The sequence below is a fragment of the Mesorhizobium sp. C277A genome (assembly GCF_040324395.1).
In the GTDB taxonomy this organism is placed as follows: Bacteria; Pseudomonadota; Alphaproteobacteria; order Rhizobiales; family Rhizobiaceae; genus Mesorhizobium.
Map to the genome: position 1 here is coordinate 4596897 of NZ_JAMYVW010000002.1, position 15290 is coordinate 4612186.

Annotated in this window: 15 protein-coding genes; 3 read left to right on the forward strand and 12 right to left on the reverse strand. The window is 63.0% G+C overall.

Annotated features, from left to right (window positions below):
- The first annotated feature begins 230 nt into the window (after positions 1-230).
- The gene (locus NKK52_RS22635) at positions 231-1232 is read left to right on the forward strand and encodes a hypothetical protein (RefSeq protein ID WP_023684190.1); all 1002 of its coding nucleotides are present in this window, start codon (positions 231-233) and stop codon (positions 1230-1232) included.
- Between the two features lie 414 nt (positions 1233-1646).
- On the opposite strand, the gene NKK52_RS32260 is transcribed toward NKK52_RS22635, so the two are convergent.
- From NKK52_RS32260 to NKK52_RS22655, 3 genes are read right to left on the reverse strand one after another with little or no spacing between them, the layout of a single operon-like run.
- Positions 1647-2339 carry an imine reductase family protein gene (locus tag NKK52_RS32260; protein ID WP_210164784.1) on the reverse strand — a complete coding sequence of 231 codons (693 nt, stop codon included), beginning with the start codon at positions 2337-2339 and terminating at the stop codon, positions 1647-1649.
- Positions 2320-2541 (reverse strand): NAD(P)-binding domain-containing protein, encoded by a 222-nt coding sequence (locus NKK52_RS22650; RefSeq protein WP_198031514.1) that lies wholly within the window; start codon positions 2539-2541, stop codon positions 2320-2322. The genes NKK52_RS32260 and NKK52_RS22650 overlap by 20 nt, the downstream gene beginning before the upstream one ends.
- Before the next feature lie 28 nt (positions 2542-2569).
- Positions 2570-3334 carry an SDR family oxidoreductase gene (locus NKK52_RS22655; RefSeq protein WP_023684186.1) on the reverse strand — a complete coding sequence of 255 codons (765 nt, stop codon included), beginning with the start codon at positions 3332-3334 and terminating at the stop codon, positions 2570-2572.
- 185 nt (positions 3335-3519) lie between these two features.
- Here NKK52_RS22655 and NKK52_RS22660 point away from each other — a divergent pair, with 185 nt between their 5' ends.
- Positions 3520-3888 carry a winged helix-turn-helix transcriptional regulator gene (locus tag NKK52_RS22660; RefSeq protein ID WP_023684184.1) on the forward strand — a complete coding sequence of 123 codons (369 nt, stop codon included), beginning with the start codon at positions 3520-3522 and terminating at the stop codon, positions 3886-3888.
- Positions 3889-3954: 66 nt separating this feature from the next.
- Here NKK52_RS22660 and ftsH read toward each other — a convergent pair whose 3' ends face one another.
- The 9 genes from ftsH to ybgC all read right to left on the reverse strand — a co-directional run bounded on the left by ftsH (position 3955) and on the right by ybgC (position 13955).
- Positions 3955-5880 (reverse strand): ATP-dependent zinc metalloprotease FtsH, encoded by a 1926-nt coding sequence (gene ftsH, locus NKK52_RS22665; protein WP_023684183.1) that lies wholly within the window; start codon positions 5878-5880, stop codon positions 3955-3957.
- Positions 5881-5983: 103 nt separating this feature from the next.
- Positions 5984-7390 (reverse strand): tRNA lysidine(34) synthetase TilS, encoded by a 1407-nt coding sequence (gene tilS, locus NKK52_RS22670; protein WP_023716078.1) that lies wholly within the window; start codon positions 7388-7390, stop codon positions 5984-5986.
- Positions 7391-7441: 51 nt separating this feature from the next.
- Positions 7442-8524 carry a tol-pal system protein YbgF gene (ybgF, locus tag NKK52_RS22675; protein WP_023733018.1) on the reverse strand — a complete coding sequence of 361 codons (1083 nt, stop codon included), beginning with the start codon at positions 8522-8524 and terminating at the stop codon, positions 7442-7444.
- Between the two features lie 211 nt (positions 8525-8735).
- Complete coding sequence (gene pal / locus NKK52_RS22680) at positions 8736-9242, reverse strand: peptidoglycan-associated lipoprotein Pal (protein ID WP_023684182.1); 507 nt, start codon at positions 9240-9242, stop codon at positions 8736-8738.
- A 249-nt stretch (positions 9243-9491) separates the two neighbouring features.
- Positions 9492-10796 carry a Tol-Pal system beta propeller repeat protein TolB gene (gene tolB / locus NKK52_RS22685; protein ID WP_023673841.1) on the reverse strand — a complete coding sequence of 435 codons (1305 nt, stop codon included), beginning with the start codon at positions 10794-10796 and terminating at the stop codon, positions 9492-9494.
- Positions 10797-10834: 38 nt separating this feature from the next.
- Positions 10835-11992: a cell envelope integrity protein TolA gene (gene tolA / locus NKK52_RS22690; protein WP_023684181.1), complete on the reverse strand. Its 1158-nt coding sequence runs from the start codon at positions 11990-11992 to the stop codon at positions 10835-10837.
- 7 nt (positions 11993-11999) lie between these two features.
- Entirely contained in the window at positions 12000-12452 is a 453-nt protein-coding gene (gene tolR, locus NKK52_RS22695) for a protein TolR (protein ID WP_023673843.1), read from the reverse strand.
- Positions 12453-12461: 9 nt separating this feature from the next.
- Positions 12462-13172, reverse strand: a complete 711-nt coding sequence (gene tolQ, locus NKK52_RS22700) for a protein TolQ (protein WP_023673844.1) — start codon at positions 13170-13172, stop codon at positions 12462-12464.
- Positions 13173-13484: 312 nt separating this feature from the next.
- Positions 13485-13955, reverse strand: a complete 471-nt coding sequence (gene ybgC, locus NKK52_RS22705) for a tol-pal system-associated acyl-CoA thioesterase (protein WP_023824259.1) — start codon at positions 13953-13955, stop codon at positions 13485-13487.
- A gap of 65 nt (positions 13956-14020) precedes the next feature.
- Between ybgC and NKK52_RS22710 the strand changes: the two genes are divergently transcribed.
- Positions 14021-15271 (forward strand): glycoside hydrolase family 5 protein, encoded by a 1251-nt coding sequence (locus tag NKK52_RS22710; RefSeq protein ID WP_023684178.1) that lies wholly within the window; start codon positions 14021-14023, stop codon positions 15269-15271.
- Positions 15272-15290 lie beyond the last annotated feature (19 nt).

Here is a 15290-nt window from a genome sequence, read left to right on the forward strand (position 1 = left end):
CTGTTCGGAGCGTTGGGCAACGTACCATGACACGGTGTTGCCGCAATATAGCATTCACACTGGGCCACACCGCGCAGATTGGGCCGGTAAGCCGGACTGTTGGAGGGGGCAGATCGCAATGGGTCCATCACCTTATCGGGAGAACGCCGTTTAGCATCTGGCGCAGCCTAGCGTTGAGAGCTATTGATTTACACAGGTACAACCTATGGGCGCAGCAACGGGAGAAACGCATGCTCATCCACCGACTTGCAACTTTGACGGGTCTTGCCGTCGCAACCTTGTTCATGGCGGCGCCCGCCAGCGCGCTGACCATGGCCCAGTGTAGTACCAAGTATAATGCCGCCAAGGACGCCGGCACGCTGAACGGGCAGACCTGGAATCAGTATCGGAAGGCCGAGTGCGGCACCGACGCGGCGGCCACCACCGAGACCGCAAAGCCGGCGGCCAAGAAGGCCGCTGCGGCCAAGACGGACACGACCAAGGCCGCCGCTGCTGATGATGGCGCCAAAGGTCTGACGGCCAAGGAATGCAGCGCTAAGTACCAGGCTGCCAAGGCCGCCGGTACGCTCAATGGCGCAAAGTGGAACGACTTCCGCAAGACCGAATGCGCCGCCGGCGCATCCGCCGCGGCAGAACCGGCCAAGGCCCCGACCAAGGCCGCAGCCACAACCGACGATGGCGCCAAGGGCCTGACGGCCAAGGAATGCAGCACCAAGTACCAGGCGGCAAAGGCCGCCGGTACGCTCAATGGCGCAAAGTGGAACGACTTCCGCAAGACCGAATGCGCCGCCGGGGCCTCGGCCGCGGCAGCACCCGCCAAGGCAACCACCAAGGCAGCTGCCGACAGCAGCGGCAAGGGCCTGAGCATGGCCGATTGCAGCGCCAAGTACCAGGCTGCCAAGTCTGCCAATACTCTGGGCGGCAAGAAGTGGAACGACTTCCGCAAGGCCGAATGCGGCGCAGGCGCAGATGACGACGACACCGTGCCGGCTCCGAGCGAGGCGACCTATACCAGCGAGCCCGAGAAGCCCTCGGTCAGCGCTCCCAAAGGTGTCAAGTTCCCGGCCGCGATCTCAAAGAAATACGCCGGCGAGACGCCGGCCAAGGGCCGCATGCATACCTGCCTCGAGGTGTATTATGCCAACAAGGACTCCAACACGCTCAATGGCCTGCGCTGGATCCAGAAGGGCGGCGGCTTCTACAGCCTCTGCAATGCCAAGCTGAAGAGCTGATCGCGTAGCCGTATTCTCCAGACAATGGCCCGCGTATCGCAGCATGCGCGGGCCTTTTGTCGCGCTCGAACACACCCGGCGTTGCTCGCGTCTACATACCGCGGAAGCTGTCGGCATCATCTATTCGCCCACACTGCCCACCGCCAGACATATCGGTGGTTCGCAAAGATTCCAATTGAACATATGCAGAACAAATGGTATACAAAAGGACATCGAACTTTTGTCAACCAGGAGGGTCTTATGTCCAGATTGAAATTGGCGGCATTGGCTGTGACGGCATGGATTGCGTGGAGCGTCGCCCCTGCAAGCGCACTGACGATGAAGGAATGCGGCGAGGCCTATCGCACAGCCAAGGAAGGCGGCACTCTGAACGGCATGGATTGGACCGCTTTCCGCACAGAGAAGTGTGCGACGTCAGCTGCGGAGAGTGCCAATGCGGATGCGGTCAAAACCGAGCCGCAGCCGCAGAAGGAAACCAGCGCGGCGGTAGCCCCCGCTGTAGCGCCGACGGGCGTGACATTCCCGACCACCCTCACCGCCGAATTCAAGACCGAGAAGCCCTCGAAGGCGCGGATGAAGACCTGCCTGCAGAGCTACCACGGCAACAAGGACGCGGGTACGTTGAACGGCCTTCGCTGGATCCAGAAGGGCGGCGGCTATTACAGCCTCTGCAACGCCAAGCTGAAGAGCTGATCGACCAGCAGCGTTTGAAGATCGAAGGCCCCCAACCGCAAGGTTGGCGGGCCTCAGGCTTGTAAGATCGGCATTGGCCTGGCCGGCAGCCACCCCGCGCTTCATCAGGCTTTGCATCGGCAAGACGAGTTCGGTGCTGACATCAGCCGACCTGCTGGCATCGATGACATTGACGTAGGCATCAGCCTGCATGCCCAGGTTGGAAACGACATTGCTGGTGTGATCGCCACTGTCGATCTGTTCCGCCCATTTCGGCAGCAGGCCTTGCATCGACTGAAGCCAGGAGGCCAGCAGCGGCATGAACTCGCCGGCCGGGATTCCTGCTGCGCCCGTCAATGCCAACGCCTGCAGAACGCCCGCGAACATGCCGTACATGCCGCTCAGAAGCGAGATATCATAGATGAGCGGTGTCATAGACAAGCAGGCACGCCACGATCAGTGGACTCGATCTGACGGCTTCCTCGACACTCTTGGCCACAATGGCGCCCTTGGCTGCCAAAGCCTCAGCCTTTGCCGGAGAACGGTTCCACACCGTCACCGCATGTCCCTGGTTCAGAAAGGCTTCGGCAAGCGCCGTGCCCATGGCGCCGAGACCGATTACTGTTATGTCGCTCATTCTGCTTCTCCTTGGTTTGGTTGCGCGGTTACGCCGGTGTCGGGCTCAGGCCCTGGCCAAGGCCACCGTCCACGGTCAGCCGCGCGCCCGTGGTGAAGGTCGCGTCGAACGCCAGGAACAGCACTGCGCGCGCCACCTCCTCCATCGTGCCGTGGCGCTTCATCGGCGTGACCGCGTCGCCGATCGCCATGAAGGCGGCCCGCTCCTCGGCCGAGGCGTCGGCCACACCCATCGTCGGCGTATCGATGAAACCAGGGCTGACCACATTCACGCGGATGCGGCGCGGCAGAAGCTCGGCGGCCAGGACCTTGGCGAAGGCGCGCAGTGCCGCCTTCGATCCGGAATAGACGCTCATGCCGCCGGTGCCGGATTCGTCGGCGATCGACGAGGTGAAGACTATGGCGCCGCCATCCCTGATGAGGGGCAGCAGGCGCTGCGCGGTGAAGAATGCGCCTTTGGTGTTGATGTCGAAGGTGCGATCGTAACTGTCCTCGGTGACCCGCTCCACAGGTTCGAGATTGGCCACCCCGGCATTGACGTGAAGGAAGTCGATCTGGCCAAGCTTCTGCCCCACTTCGGCACCGAGCGTGACGATATCGGCCATGTCTGAGATATCGGACCGCACGACATGAGCTCGCGAAAGCAGCTTGGCTCGCGCGACCTCGATGTTGCGCTGGTCGCGGCCGGTGACCAGGACCTCGGCGCCGCTTTCGATCAGGGCTTCGGCAACGGCGAGCCCCATGCCGTGCGTCCCGCCGATGACAACGGCCTTCTTGTTTGCGTATCGTGTCATGATCCATCCCTTTTTGACAAAATCCGGCCGCCGACGGCCTTTGCAGGTCGAAGCGAGGTACCGATATGATGTTGTGGTGTTCGCCGATGCCGGCGAGCTGGTTTGAAGCTATGGACCGGCTTGGTTTTTCTCAAGTACCGACAAAAATGTAAGCTACCCACCGATTGCTCAGAATTGGATGAAACATGGGAAAGAAACAGCCAGATAGTTGCGGATTGGGGCCGGCGCTTGAGGTCATCAGCGGCAAATGGAAGGCGCTACTGCTCTGGCAGATTCACAAGGCGCCGGCACGATTCGGTGAGCTGAAGCGGCTGGTGCCTGACATCAGCGAAAAGATGCTGATCCAACAGCTGCGCGAAATGGAGGCCGACGGCATCGTCCATCGCGAAGTCTTTCCCGAGGTGCCGCCGAGGGTCGAATACTCGATTACCGAATTCGGCATCGAGCTGGACAATGCCCTGATCCCACTGGCCAGATGGGGCAAGCAACATGCTGGCCGGACTGACGGTGTGCGCCCCGGCAAAGCAAATGCATCCGCCCCGCATGCTCTTTGAGAGACCCTGAATAGCAAAACGCCGCGGATTGAGCCGCGGCGTTTTCTTGCATCAAGTGATGTCAGCTCAGCTCGACGGCTGAGGCTCCATGCCGCCTTCGGGCTCGGGACCCTTCTTGCGGCGGCCGGACTTCGGCACAGCCGAGCCGCGGCTTGTGGGGGTATCATCCCCCAAATCTCGCGCGGGCTTCTGGCCGGCGATCAGCTGCTTGATCTCTTCGCCCGAAAGCGTCTCGTACTCGAGCAGGCCCTGCGCCAGGGCGATCCATTCCTTCTTCTTCTTGGTCAGGATGGACTTGGCCGTGACATAGGCCTCGTCGATCAGCCGGCGCACTTCGGCGTCGATGATCTGCGCGGTCTCTTCCGAGACGTTCTGCGTGCGCGCCACCGAATGGCCGAGGAAAACCTCTTCCTGGTTGTCGCCATAGGCGACATGGCCGAGCTTGTCGGAGAAGCCCCAGCGCGTGACCATGGCGCGCGCCAGCTTTGTCGCCTGCTCAATGTCCGAGGACGCGCCCGAGGTGATGTTCTCCTTGCCGAACTTGAACTCCTCGGCGACGCGGCCACCCATCATGATGGCGAGCCGTGAGATCATGTATTTGTAGCTCATCGAATAGCGGTCGCCTTCCGGCAGTTGCATGACCATGCCGAGCGCGCGGCCGCGCGGGATGATGGTCGCCTTGTGCAGCGGATCGGCCGACGGCACGTTGAGCGCCAGGATGGCATGGCCGGCCTCGTGATAGGCCGTGAGCTCCTTTTCGGCCTGGGTCATGGCCGACGAGCGGCGCTCGGCGCCCATCATGATCTTGTCCTTGGCGTCCTCGAACTCGGCCATGGTGACAAGGCGCTTGTTGCGGCGCGCCGCCATCAGAGCGGATTCATTGACCAGGTTCATCAGGTCGGCGCCCGAGAAGCCCGGCGTGCCGCGTGCGATCACCTTGAGGTCGACATTCGGCGCCAGCGGCACGTTGCGCACATGCACCTTGAGGATCTTCTCACGACCGACGATGTCGGGGTTCGGCACCACCACCTGGCGGTCGAAACGGCCCGGACGCAGCAGCGCCGGGTCGAGCACGTCGGGCCGGTTGGTGGCGGCGATCAGGATGATGCTCTCGTTGGACTCGAAGCCGTCCATCTCGACCAGCAGCTGGTTCAGCGTCTGTTCGCGCTCGTCATTGCCACCGCCGAGGCCGGCGCCGCGATGGCGGCCGACAGCGTCGATTTCGTCGATGAAGATGATGCAGGGAGCATTCTTCTTGGCCTGGTCGAACATGTCGCGGACACGGCTTGCGCCGACGCCGACGAACATCTCGACGAAGTCGGAACCCGAAATGGTGAAGAACGGCACATTCGCTTCGCCGGCGACGGAGCGGGCGAGCAGCGTCTTGCCGGTGCCGGGAGGTCCGACCAGAAGCACGCCGCGCGGGATCTTGCCGCCGAGGCGCTGGAACTTCTGCGGATCGCGCAGGAACTCGACGATCTCCTCCAGATCTTCCTTGGCCTCGTCGACGCCGGCGACATCCTGGAAGGTGACGCGGCCATGCGCCTCAGTGAGAAGCTTGGCCTTCGACTTGCCGAAACCCATGGCGCGGCCAGAGCCGGACTGCATCTGGCGCATGAAGAATATCCACACGCCAAGGATCAGGATCATCGGCAGCCACGAGAGGAGCATGCTGATCAACCCGCCCGAGCCGTCGTTCTCAGCGCGCGCATTGATGGTGACGTTCTTGTCCTGCAGCCGCGAGACCAGCTGCGGATCGCCAGGCGAATACGTCTGGAAGCCGTTGGCGTTGTCGCTATAGGTGCCCGTGATGCGGGGTCCAGTGATGACCACCGTCTTGACCCGGCCCGCCGCGACCTCCTGCAGGAACTGCGAGTAGGGAACGTCGGTGGAGGCCCCACGCGTCTGTGGCGTCTGGAACAGATTGAAGAGAGCAATGAGCAGGACCGCTATGATCGCCCAGAGCGCGAGATTGCGATAATTCGGATTCATCAATTGTCCCGTTGGTGCCCGCTGGGACACGCGTCATGAGAGGAAACTTGCGCCTAACATAGGGAGAGCGCCCCCCCTTGCCAAGCATAACAGCACGTCTGGGTTAAGCTTTCGCGCCATGATCAACCGGCACTGTGGCGGCCAAAGGGCAAGCCGGGACAGGCGGTGCGCCGATCAACTCGGCGACGGCCTGCGCCAACACCAGATCGAAGCACGGCAGGAAACGGGCAAAGGGGGCAACGGCGGGGCTGACGGCGGCTGCCGGCGCCGACGCTACATCCTCTGCAAAACCACGGCATTCGCCGCCGCGCCACAGCGCCGGTTCCGCAGCCAGGGCGGCGCGCACAAGGCTTGGCGGCGCGCCATCCCCGGCAATCGGCGTTTTGGCGGCGGCAGCGGCGCCAAGCGGCGCGATCAACCATGCACCCGGACTGTCGCCCAATGTGATCGCCCCGGCTTCAATGTCTGGCGTGATCCGCCGGCGACCGTCCCAGAGCAGAGTGCCAGCTGCCGGCGCGGAACGCGGCAGGTCGCGCGATTCACGGCGCAGGAAGATGCCGTTTCGCCTGATATCGACCACCGTCCGCGACAATGTGGCGCAAAGCGGTCCGGCCCGCATTTGCTCGAACAGCGCTTCGCCGCGCGCCTGGTCCGGCAACAAGGCGGTGCCGCCCGTCGCCGCCAGCAGGACACGCAGCGCATAGACCGCGGCTCGCGTGTCGTCAGCTTCGGCAAGACCGGGATCGAGACGGATGAGACCCCTCGCCGGCCGGCTGGCAAATTCACCGATCAGGGCGGCGGCGCGGCGACCGAGTTGTTCGCGCTCGCCGGCGGCCCGCCTGGCCAGGCCGATCGCTTCGGCAAAACGCTGCCCGCTCCGGTCTTCGCCGAGCACGGCGCGGATGCGCGCGCGTTCGAAATTCGTGTCGATGTTGGTCGGATCCTCGACCCAGCCGACATGTTCGCGCTGCAGGAAGGCGCGCAACGCCGCGCGCCGAGCGCCGAGCAGCGGCCGCGCGATCCAGGTCCGCCAGTCATAGAGAGTGGCAGGCGCCATGCCGGCCAGACCTCGGCCTGCAAGCTCTCGCCCATCATTCCGCGCGGCTCGCATCAGGACGGTCTCGGCCTGGTCGTCGGCGGTGTGGCCGGTCACGATCACACCAATGCCTTGCGCCTGCGCTGCCTCGGCCAGCAACCGGTAGCGCGCCTCGCGCGCCGCCGCGGGCAGGCCGGCCGACGGCTTGGTGCCGGACCAGTTGAGCGTCCGGTGCGCGATGCCGCGCTCGGCACAAAGCTTTGCCACGCTGCGCGCTTCGACTGCTGCTTCCGGACGCAGGCCGTGGTCGATCGTCACCGCCATCAGCCGGGCTGTCGGGGCGCTGCGGTCGAGGTGAGCCTTGAGGAGAAGAAGGAGGGCGGTCGAGTCGCTGCCGCCGGACACGGCCGCAAGCGCGCCGTTGGTAAAGTCGATCTGCGAAAAATTCGAAAGGTCAGGCTCGGTATCGAGCATCAATGCATGTCGCGCAAAAGTGGTCCCGGTTCAGGGACGACACGGCAAAGACTAGCACGCCGCCAGCGCCCTCTCCTGCTTGACGCGTTCCTTGAGCGCGGCCGAAATATCGGGATAGCGCTTGCCGATCTCGCCGAAGGTGGCGCAGGCGACATCCTTCTGCTTGAGGCCGACCAGCGACACGCCAAGCTTCAGGAGCATGTCAGGCGCCTTCTTGGCCTTCGGATAGTCCTTGCTGGCGGAGAGGAAAACCTCGGCAGCGTCATGATACTTCTGCTGGCCAAGCAGCGATTCGCCAAGCCAGTAATGCGCGTCCGCCGCCTTGGCGTCCTTCGGGAAGCGGGCGATGTGGTCGCGAAAACCCTGCTCGGCGGTGCTGTAGTCGCCCGACAGGATGAACTGGTAGGAGTTGCGGTAGATCTCTTCCGGGTTGTTGGTGGCAGGCAGCGCCGCCACCACGGTGCCGTCCGACTTGCCGGTCTTAGCCCCGGCAGCCGGCGCCTCGGCGGCGGGAGCCGCACCTTCCGCCGGCGCCGCTGCCTGCGTGTTGCCGCCGGCGTCGATTACATTGCCGTTCTTGTCGACGGTGATGGTGCCGAAGGTCTTGGGCGGCGTGCCGTTGATCACCTTGCCGGGATCGCCGGTCTGCGATTCGACGATGACCTCGCCGACGCTCTGGCCGCCATCCGACTGCGCGCCGGCATCGGCCGGCGCCTGGTCTGCCGGGGCCTCGGCGACGCCGGTGCCCGCGCCACCGTCCTGCGGCGCGGCCTCCGATTTCTTCTGGGCCGGCGGCTGCCCGCTGGAGCCGCCTTCCAACTGCTGGAAGCGGAACTCGTTGTCTTCCTGCTGCTTGCGCATCTGCTCCTGCATCTGCAGGATCTGGAAGTTGAGTTCCTCGAGCTTGCCGTTCATCTGCCGGAGCTGATCTTCCAGCCCCGCGGCGGCGGTGCCGTCCTGCTGCTGCGCGATCTGTTGCTGCTCCGGCTTCTCCTTCTTGCCGAAAATGCCGAGCGTCGGCAGATGGAAGGAAAAGCCGCTATCCGCGGGTTGTCCGGTGCCGCTCGCGGAAGCCGCGAAGCCTGATACGAGCAGCAGCGCAAGCGTGCCGCTCAAGACCGATCTGAAATGCATGTGCCTCTCGCCGTGAATATCGTGAGCCTGTTCGCGCCTTCCGATCACAGTGGGACCGGCACGACGCCCTCGGCTCTTAGCAGGAGGCGAGACTTCGGCCAAATTTTGTTTCCGGGTTTGTTTCCGGGGCCGAAACTAAAAAAGGCGGCCACAAGGCCGCCTTTCGCATGGAGGTGTTGCAATTATGCGACTAAGGCCGCCGTCTTACTCATCAGGAGCCGGCGCCGGAGAGCGTGGTGACGGCGCGGCGATTCTGCGACCAGCAGGAGATGTCGTCGCAGACCGCGACCGGACGTTCCTTGCCGTAGGAAATGGTCTTCAGGCGGCTCGCCGAAACGCCCCTGGCGACCAGGAAGTCGCGGGTGGCGGCGGCGCGGCGGGCGCCGAGAGCCAGATTGTATTCACGTGTGCCGCGTTCGTCAGCATGGCCTTCGACGACGATGGCGTACTGCTTGTACTGGTTGAGCCACTGTGCCTGCCGCGACAGCGTCGTCTGCGCATCGGCGCGGATCGCGGTCGAGTCCGTGTCAAAGAAGATGCGGTCGCCAATGTTGACGGTGAAGTCCTGCGCCGAGCCCGGCGTTGCGGCACCCGCGCCATTGAGACCGAGATCGGCAGCGTTGTTCGGGGTTTTCTTCGAGGCGCAACCGGTGATGGCGAGCATCGCGATCAGGGCGATCATCGCCGGGTTTCTGGTAAGTGCTGCGATACGGCCCATGCCGCCTCTCCTTCGTATTCGAGTGATCGTATTTCGAGTGATTTCGTTGATCACCCAGTAACCACGTTTGGGTTAACCGGCATTCAAGAAATACGGTTAATGTTTGGTTTCGATCGTCCGTCCACGACCTTCAAATCCACGGTCACAGTTGGCGCGGACCCTAGGCGGAAATGCGGCCGAAACGCGACTAATGAATGGAAAAGGGGCCAAACGGGCCCCTTTTTAGCAGGTGTGGCAATTCGGCCGAAACTACTCCAGCAGCGGCGACCAGGCGGGATCCGACGCGAAATTCGCGGTCGGGATCGACTGTTCGTTGCGGCCGGTGAGATCGACGGAAACCAGTTTTGGGCCGCCGGCGGAGTCGCGGAAGAACATCAGCACGCGGCCGTTGGGCGCCCAGGTCGGTCCCTCCTGCTGGAAGCCCGAGGAGAGGATGCGCTCGCCCGAACCGTCGGTCTTCATGACGCCGATCTGGAATTCGCCGCCGGTCTGCTTGGTGAAGGCGACGAGGTCGCCGCGCGGCGACCACACCGGCGTCGAATAGACGCCGTCGCCGAACGAAATGCGGGTCTGGCCCGAGCCGTCGGCGCCCATCACATAAATCTGCGCACGGCCGCCACGATCGGAAGTGAATACCACCTTGCTGCCGTCGGGCGAATAAGAGGGCGAGGTGTCGATGGCGGTCGAGTTGGTCAGCCGGGTGGTCGAGCGGCTTCGCAGGTCCATGGCGAAGATGTTGGAATTGCCGTCATCGCGCAGCAGGCTCATGATCACCTTCTGGCCGTCGGGCGAGAAGCGCGGCGCAAAGGTCATGCCGGGAAAGTTGCCGACCAGTTCGCGCTGTCCGGTCTCGATCTGCAGCAGATAGACCCGCGGCTGGCCGCTTTCATACGACATGTAAGTGATTTCCTGCCGATTCGGCGAGAAACGCGGCGTCAGCACGATCGAGCGGCCATCGGAGAGATAGCGCACATTGGCGCCGTCCTGGTCCATGATGGCGAGCCGCTTCTTACGCGCATTCTTGGCGCCGGATTCGTCGATGAAGACGACGCGTGTGTCGAAATAGCCCTTCTCGCCGGTGAGCTTCTCATAGATCGCATCGGCGATGATGTGGGCGACACGGCGTTGATTTGCGTCGTTGGCGAAAAACTGCTCCCCGGCTATCTGCTGGTTGCCAAAAATATCCCATAGTCGGTACTGGGCGCGGATTCGGCCGTCCGCCTCCTTGCTCACGCTGCCGGTGACCAGCGCCTGCGCATTGATCACCTTCCAGTCGTCGAAACGGGGCTGCGCATCCGGATTGGCGATCTTCTCGATGAAGGCGTTCTTGTCTATCGGTGCGAAGAGACCGGAGCGCTTCAGGTCGGCGGTGACGATCTCGGAAATCTGCGCGCCGAGCCCTCCCTGGAAATCTGGGATGGCGATCGGCATCGGTTCGACATTGCCTTTGTTGACGTTGAGCTCGAGGGTTGCTCGAGCAGGCAAGGTGACGACGGCGTTCATGCCCATCGCCATCGCGGCGACCATCAGGAGCGGCTTGAGGATGGATTTCATGTCTTCTCGCTTCTCTTGCTGATTTCTGGGTGCTCAGGCTACAGGCCAAGCATCGCTCTGGGATCGAAGTTGACGCGAACGTCGGACCAAATGTCATGCTTTCCGGCGGGCACCTGCAGGCCGGCGACATCGCATTTCTGCACAGCGCGAACCGCGCTGCTGTCGAACTGGGGGTTGCCGCTGGACTTCTCGACGGTCGGACGGCCCTCCAGCTTGCCGGAGGCATCCAGGCTGAAACGGATCACCACGGTGAAATCCTCAGAACCCTCAAGCCCAACCGGGAGGGTCCAGCAGCCACCGAGTTGTTCTTCCAATGCCCCTTGCTCGGACTTCGACAGCTTCTGGCCTTGATCCTTGTCGCCGCCTAGCGATGCCTGTTGGGTCGAGCGCTTGGCGCCGCCGCCGGATGGCTTCTGCTTGTCGAGCAAAGCCTTGATGTCAGCCTCATTGAACTGCTTGTCATCCGACTTCGGCTTCGACGAGGCTTCCTTGACTGGCTTGTCAGCGTCCTTGCGGTCCGGTGCCTTCGCGCTTTCGGCCTGCGCCGGCTGCGGCTTCGGCCGTGCTTCGGGAGCAGGAGCGGAAGTCGGAAGCTGCGCTTCTTCCAGAGGCTGCTGATCCGATATGGCTTCGGCGACCGCATCGGGCTTCACGCGTGGCTTCGGCTCTATGGCGGCGGTCGTGTCCGGCTGCGGTGTTGGTGCAGGCTCCTTCACCGGGGTCGGCTTCGGTTCAACCTGCTTCACCGGCTCGGGCTTGACCTCTTCCTTCGGCTGCGGCTCCGGCGCCACCTCCGTCGCAGGTGTCGGCTTCGGCGCTTCCTTTGGCTTCGGCGTGTCCTCGGTCTTCGGCTTTTCGGTCGGGGTCGGCGCCGGAGCAGCCGTCGCTGTTTTCTCCACCAGCTTCGGCTTGGGCTCGTCCGTCACCGGCTTGTCGGTATCAACGCTGTTCTCGCCGATTTTCTGTGCATCTGGCACGATGTCGGGACGCTTGGTCGGCATCGGCGCCGGCTTTTCGTGCATCACCGCCTTCTTGTCGCCCTGCAGCGTCTGCGCAATGGCTTCCATGGGAACGATGTCGACCGCTATCGACTCGACATCCGTGGACGGCAGCGCGGCCGGCGCCGACAGGGTGAACAGGCCGAAAGCCAGTGCCACCGTATGCAGTATCACCGATGTGGTGAGGCCGGTCTTCATCGTGCGTCTACTGATCCTGTTGCTGCAGTGAAATCAGGCCGATATTCTTGTAGCCGGCGGCCTGGATGAGGGCCATCACCTCCATCGCGGCGCCATAGTTGGTCGCCTTGTCGCCGCGGATGAAGATGCGCTCTTCGTAGCCGGTCTTGGAAATCGCCTGCAGTTTGGCGACCAGCTCTTCCCTTGGGATTTCGGTCTCCTGCAGGAAAATCTTGCCGGCCGCGTCGATCGAAACGGTGATCGGCTGGGTGTCGGCGTTCATAGCCTTGGCCTTCGTCTCCGGCAGGTCGACCGGCACTCCGACCGTCAACATAGGTGCGGCGACCATGAAGATAATCAAGAGCACCAGCATCACGTCGACCATCGGCGTGACGTTGATTTCCGACATCAATGCATGGTGGCGGCCGCGCCGCCTGTGTCCGCGCCCGCCGCGTCCTGCCATGCCAACCGACATACCCATCTTCTTACCTCAGCCCTTAGGCGCTACTTTTTCATCGATTTGGCGCGAGAGTATGGCGGAGAACTCATCCGAGAACCCTTCCATCCGCACCGCGATCTTGTTCGCGTCGGATGACAGCTTGTTGTAGGCGATAACCGCCGGTATGGCGGCGAGAAGACCGATGGCCGTCGCCAGCAGCGCTTCGGCAATGCCGGGTGCAACAACCGCGAGACTGGTGTTCTTCGAACCGGCAATCGCCTGGAACGAGGTCATGATGCCGATGACGGTGCCGAACAGGCCGATGAAGGGTGCGGCCGAACCAGTGGTGGCGAGAAAGCCGAGACGGCCCTCCAGCTTCTCCATCTCGCGCGTCAACGCCAGGTCCATCGCCTTGTCGATGCGGGTCTGCAGGCCGAGCGGCGATTTGGCCCCCTTCTCGAAGCTCTTCTTCCATTCGCGCATGGCCGCAACGAAGATCGCACCCATGCCCGTGGTCTTGCGGTCGGCAAGCGTGCGATAGAGCTCTTCCAGCGACTGCCCCGACCAGAACACCTGTTCGAAGCGATTGAGCGACAGACGCATGCGGGCATAGCTGACCAGCTTGTCGACGATGATCGCCCAGGTCCAGACCGAGGCGCAGAGCAGACCGATCATGACCAGCTTGACCACCCAGCTGGCCTGTGTGAACAGCGCCCAAATCGACAATTGCGCTGCCGGATCGGCGAGTGCGGTAGTTTCCATGCTTCAGTCCTTAAGATTTTCCGGGCATCGCTGGCGGCTGGCCCATGGGCATCCCTTGTGGTCCGTTCGCGCTTGGCTTCCGGATTAACCCCAAAATGCACCGTTGGCGGCCTTTTCAGGGCAAATATTGGTGAAAGGAAGGCGCGCGGATTCTTCCAATCTTCACCGATCTCTTCATGAACCGTTATGGTTAAGGATGGGTTAGGAAATATGGCGCGGCGCATTGCCGCGCCAAGGCACGACGCGGGCCATCCATCCACAATCGAATGCGCTGCCGATTGGCCGCTCGTTGCCGGCCGGCAGGCCTGGATATCAGCTTGCTCCTGGTAGAAAGGCCGCGATCCATTCTTTCGGAAAGCGCTTCGGCCGGCCGTTCTCGCCGATGATCGCCGCCTCGACCTTTGCTTCGACCAGTACCTCTGTCCCGCGTTTCAATTGCTGCGCCATGACGATGCGAGCGCCGGAAATATCCTGCGTCGATGTGTCGATGGTCAGGATGTCGTCCATGCGGGCAGGCGAGCGGAAATCTATCTCCATCCGCCGCACCACCCAGACGATCCGTTCGCCGTGCTTGCCTTCCTGAAGTTCTGTGTGGTGGACGCCCGCCAGCCTGAGATAGTCCGAGCGGCCGCGCTCGAAGAATTCGAGATAGCGCGCGTGGTAGACGACGCCGGAGAAGTCGGTGTCGGCATAGTAGACCCGCGCCATCAGCCGATGGCCGAATTCCGTCAAGGCTCCGGAAAGCCCGCCGGCAAGCGCCGCCGATTCACCATGATCGTCCATCGCGCTTTCCTTTTTGCCCCCGGCGGGGCACCTGTCTTGCCAAAATCACCAGCGCAGCAAACCGGATGGCACTGTTGACGGCGAGGATCAAGACCTTGATGGCAGCGCTGCTGGTGCTGGCGGCGTCTGCGCTTCCCGGTCAGGCCGCGAGCTTTTCGATGAAGCGCGGCCTCAACCTCGACCAGTGGACGACCTGGGTCGGGGAAGACAAATGGAACGACCGACAAGCCATCCTGCCCTATCCGGAATGGCGCAAGTTCCTCGACGAGGGTGACCTCAAGGCGCTGAAGGCCGCCGGTTTCGACTTTCTGCGCATGCCGGTCGATCCCTCGCCGTTTATGTCGGATCAGACACTGGCGCTGCGTGACGACCTTTATGCCAGCGTGCGGGACTCGGCGCGCATGATCAACCGGGCCGGTCTGAAAGTGATCGTCGACATGCACCTGATCCCGGCCGGCGGCGGCCGCGAGATCGGCATGGGCCAGGTGATGGACGATCCCGCAACCTTCGACGCCTATGTCGAGGTCGTCCGCAAAATGGCGCGCACGCTTGCCACTGAGGACCCGGCGCAGGTCGCTTTCGAGCCGATGAACGAGCCTATCGTCGACTGCGACAGCGATGGCACCAGCCTGTGGCCGGAGCGTCAGCAAAAGCTGTTCGCGGCCGCGCGCGCCTCGGCCACCAGGCTGACGCTGATCCTGACCGGCGCCTGTTATTCGAATGCGGCTTCGCTGGTCAGGATCGACCCAAAGTCGATCCCCGACGACAACCTCATCTGGACCTTCCACTCCTACGACCCGTTCCTGCTGACGCATCAGGGCGCGACCTGGGCCGGCGATTTCATTCTTTATGTTACCGGGCTGCCCTATCCGCTGACCGCGGTGCCGCGCGCCGAGCTCGATGCGACGCTGGATGCGATCCGCGCCAAGATAAAAGCCGAGGCGCCATGGACCAAACGGAACGGCCTGCTCGCCTATCTCGATGAACAAGCCGCCAGCATGGACACGGACGAAAAGCTGCTCGGCGTCATGGATGCGCCGTTCGAAAAGGTCGAGGCCTGGGCGAAGGCCAACGCCATCAAGCCGGAAAACATCACGCTGGGCGAGTTCGGCATGATCCGCCAGGAGTATGGCAACCCCTATGTGATGCCGCCCAAATACCGCGCCGCCTATGTCAAGGACATGATCGCGCGCGCCGAGGCGCATGGCTTCTCATGGTCGGTGTGGAGTTTTGGCGGCGCCTTCGGCATCGTCGATGCCTTCAACGGCGAAAAGGCCGAACCCGCCGTGATGGATGCAATCCGCTCGCTCCATTAGCCCTAGGGCATGTCGAGAT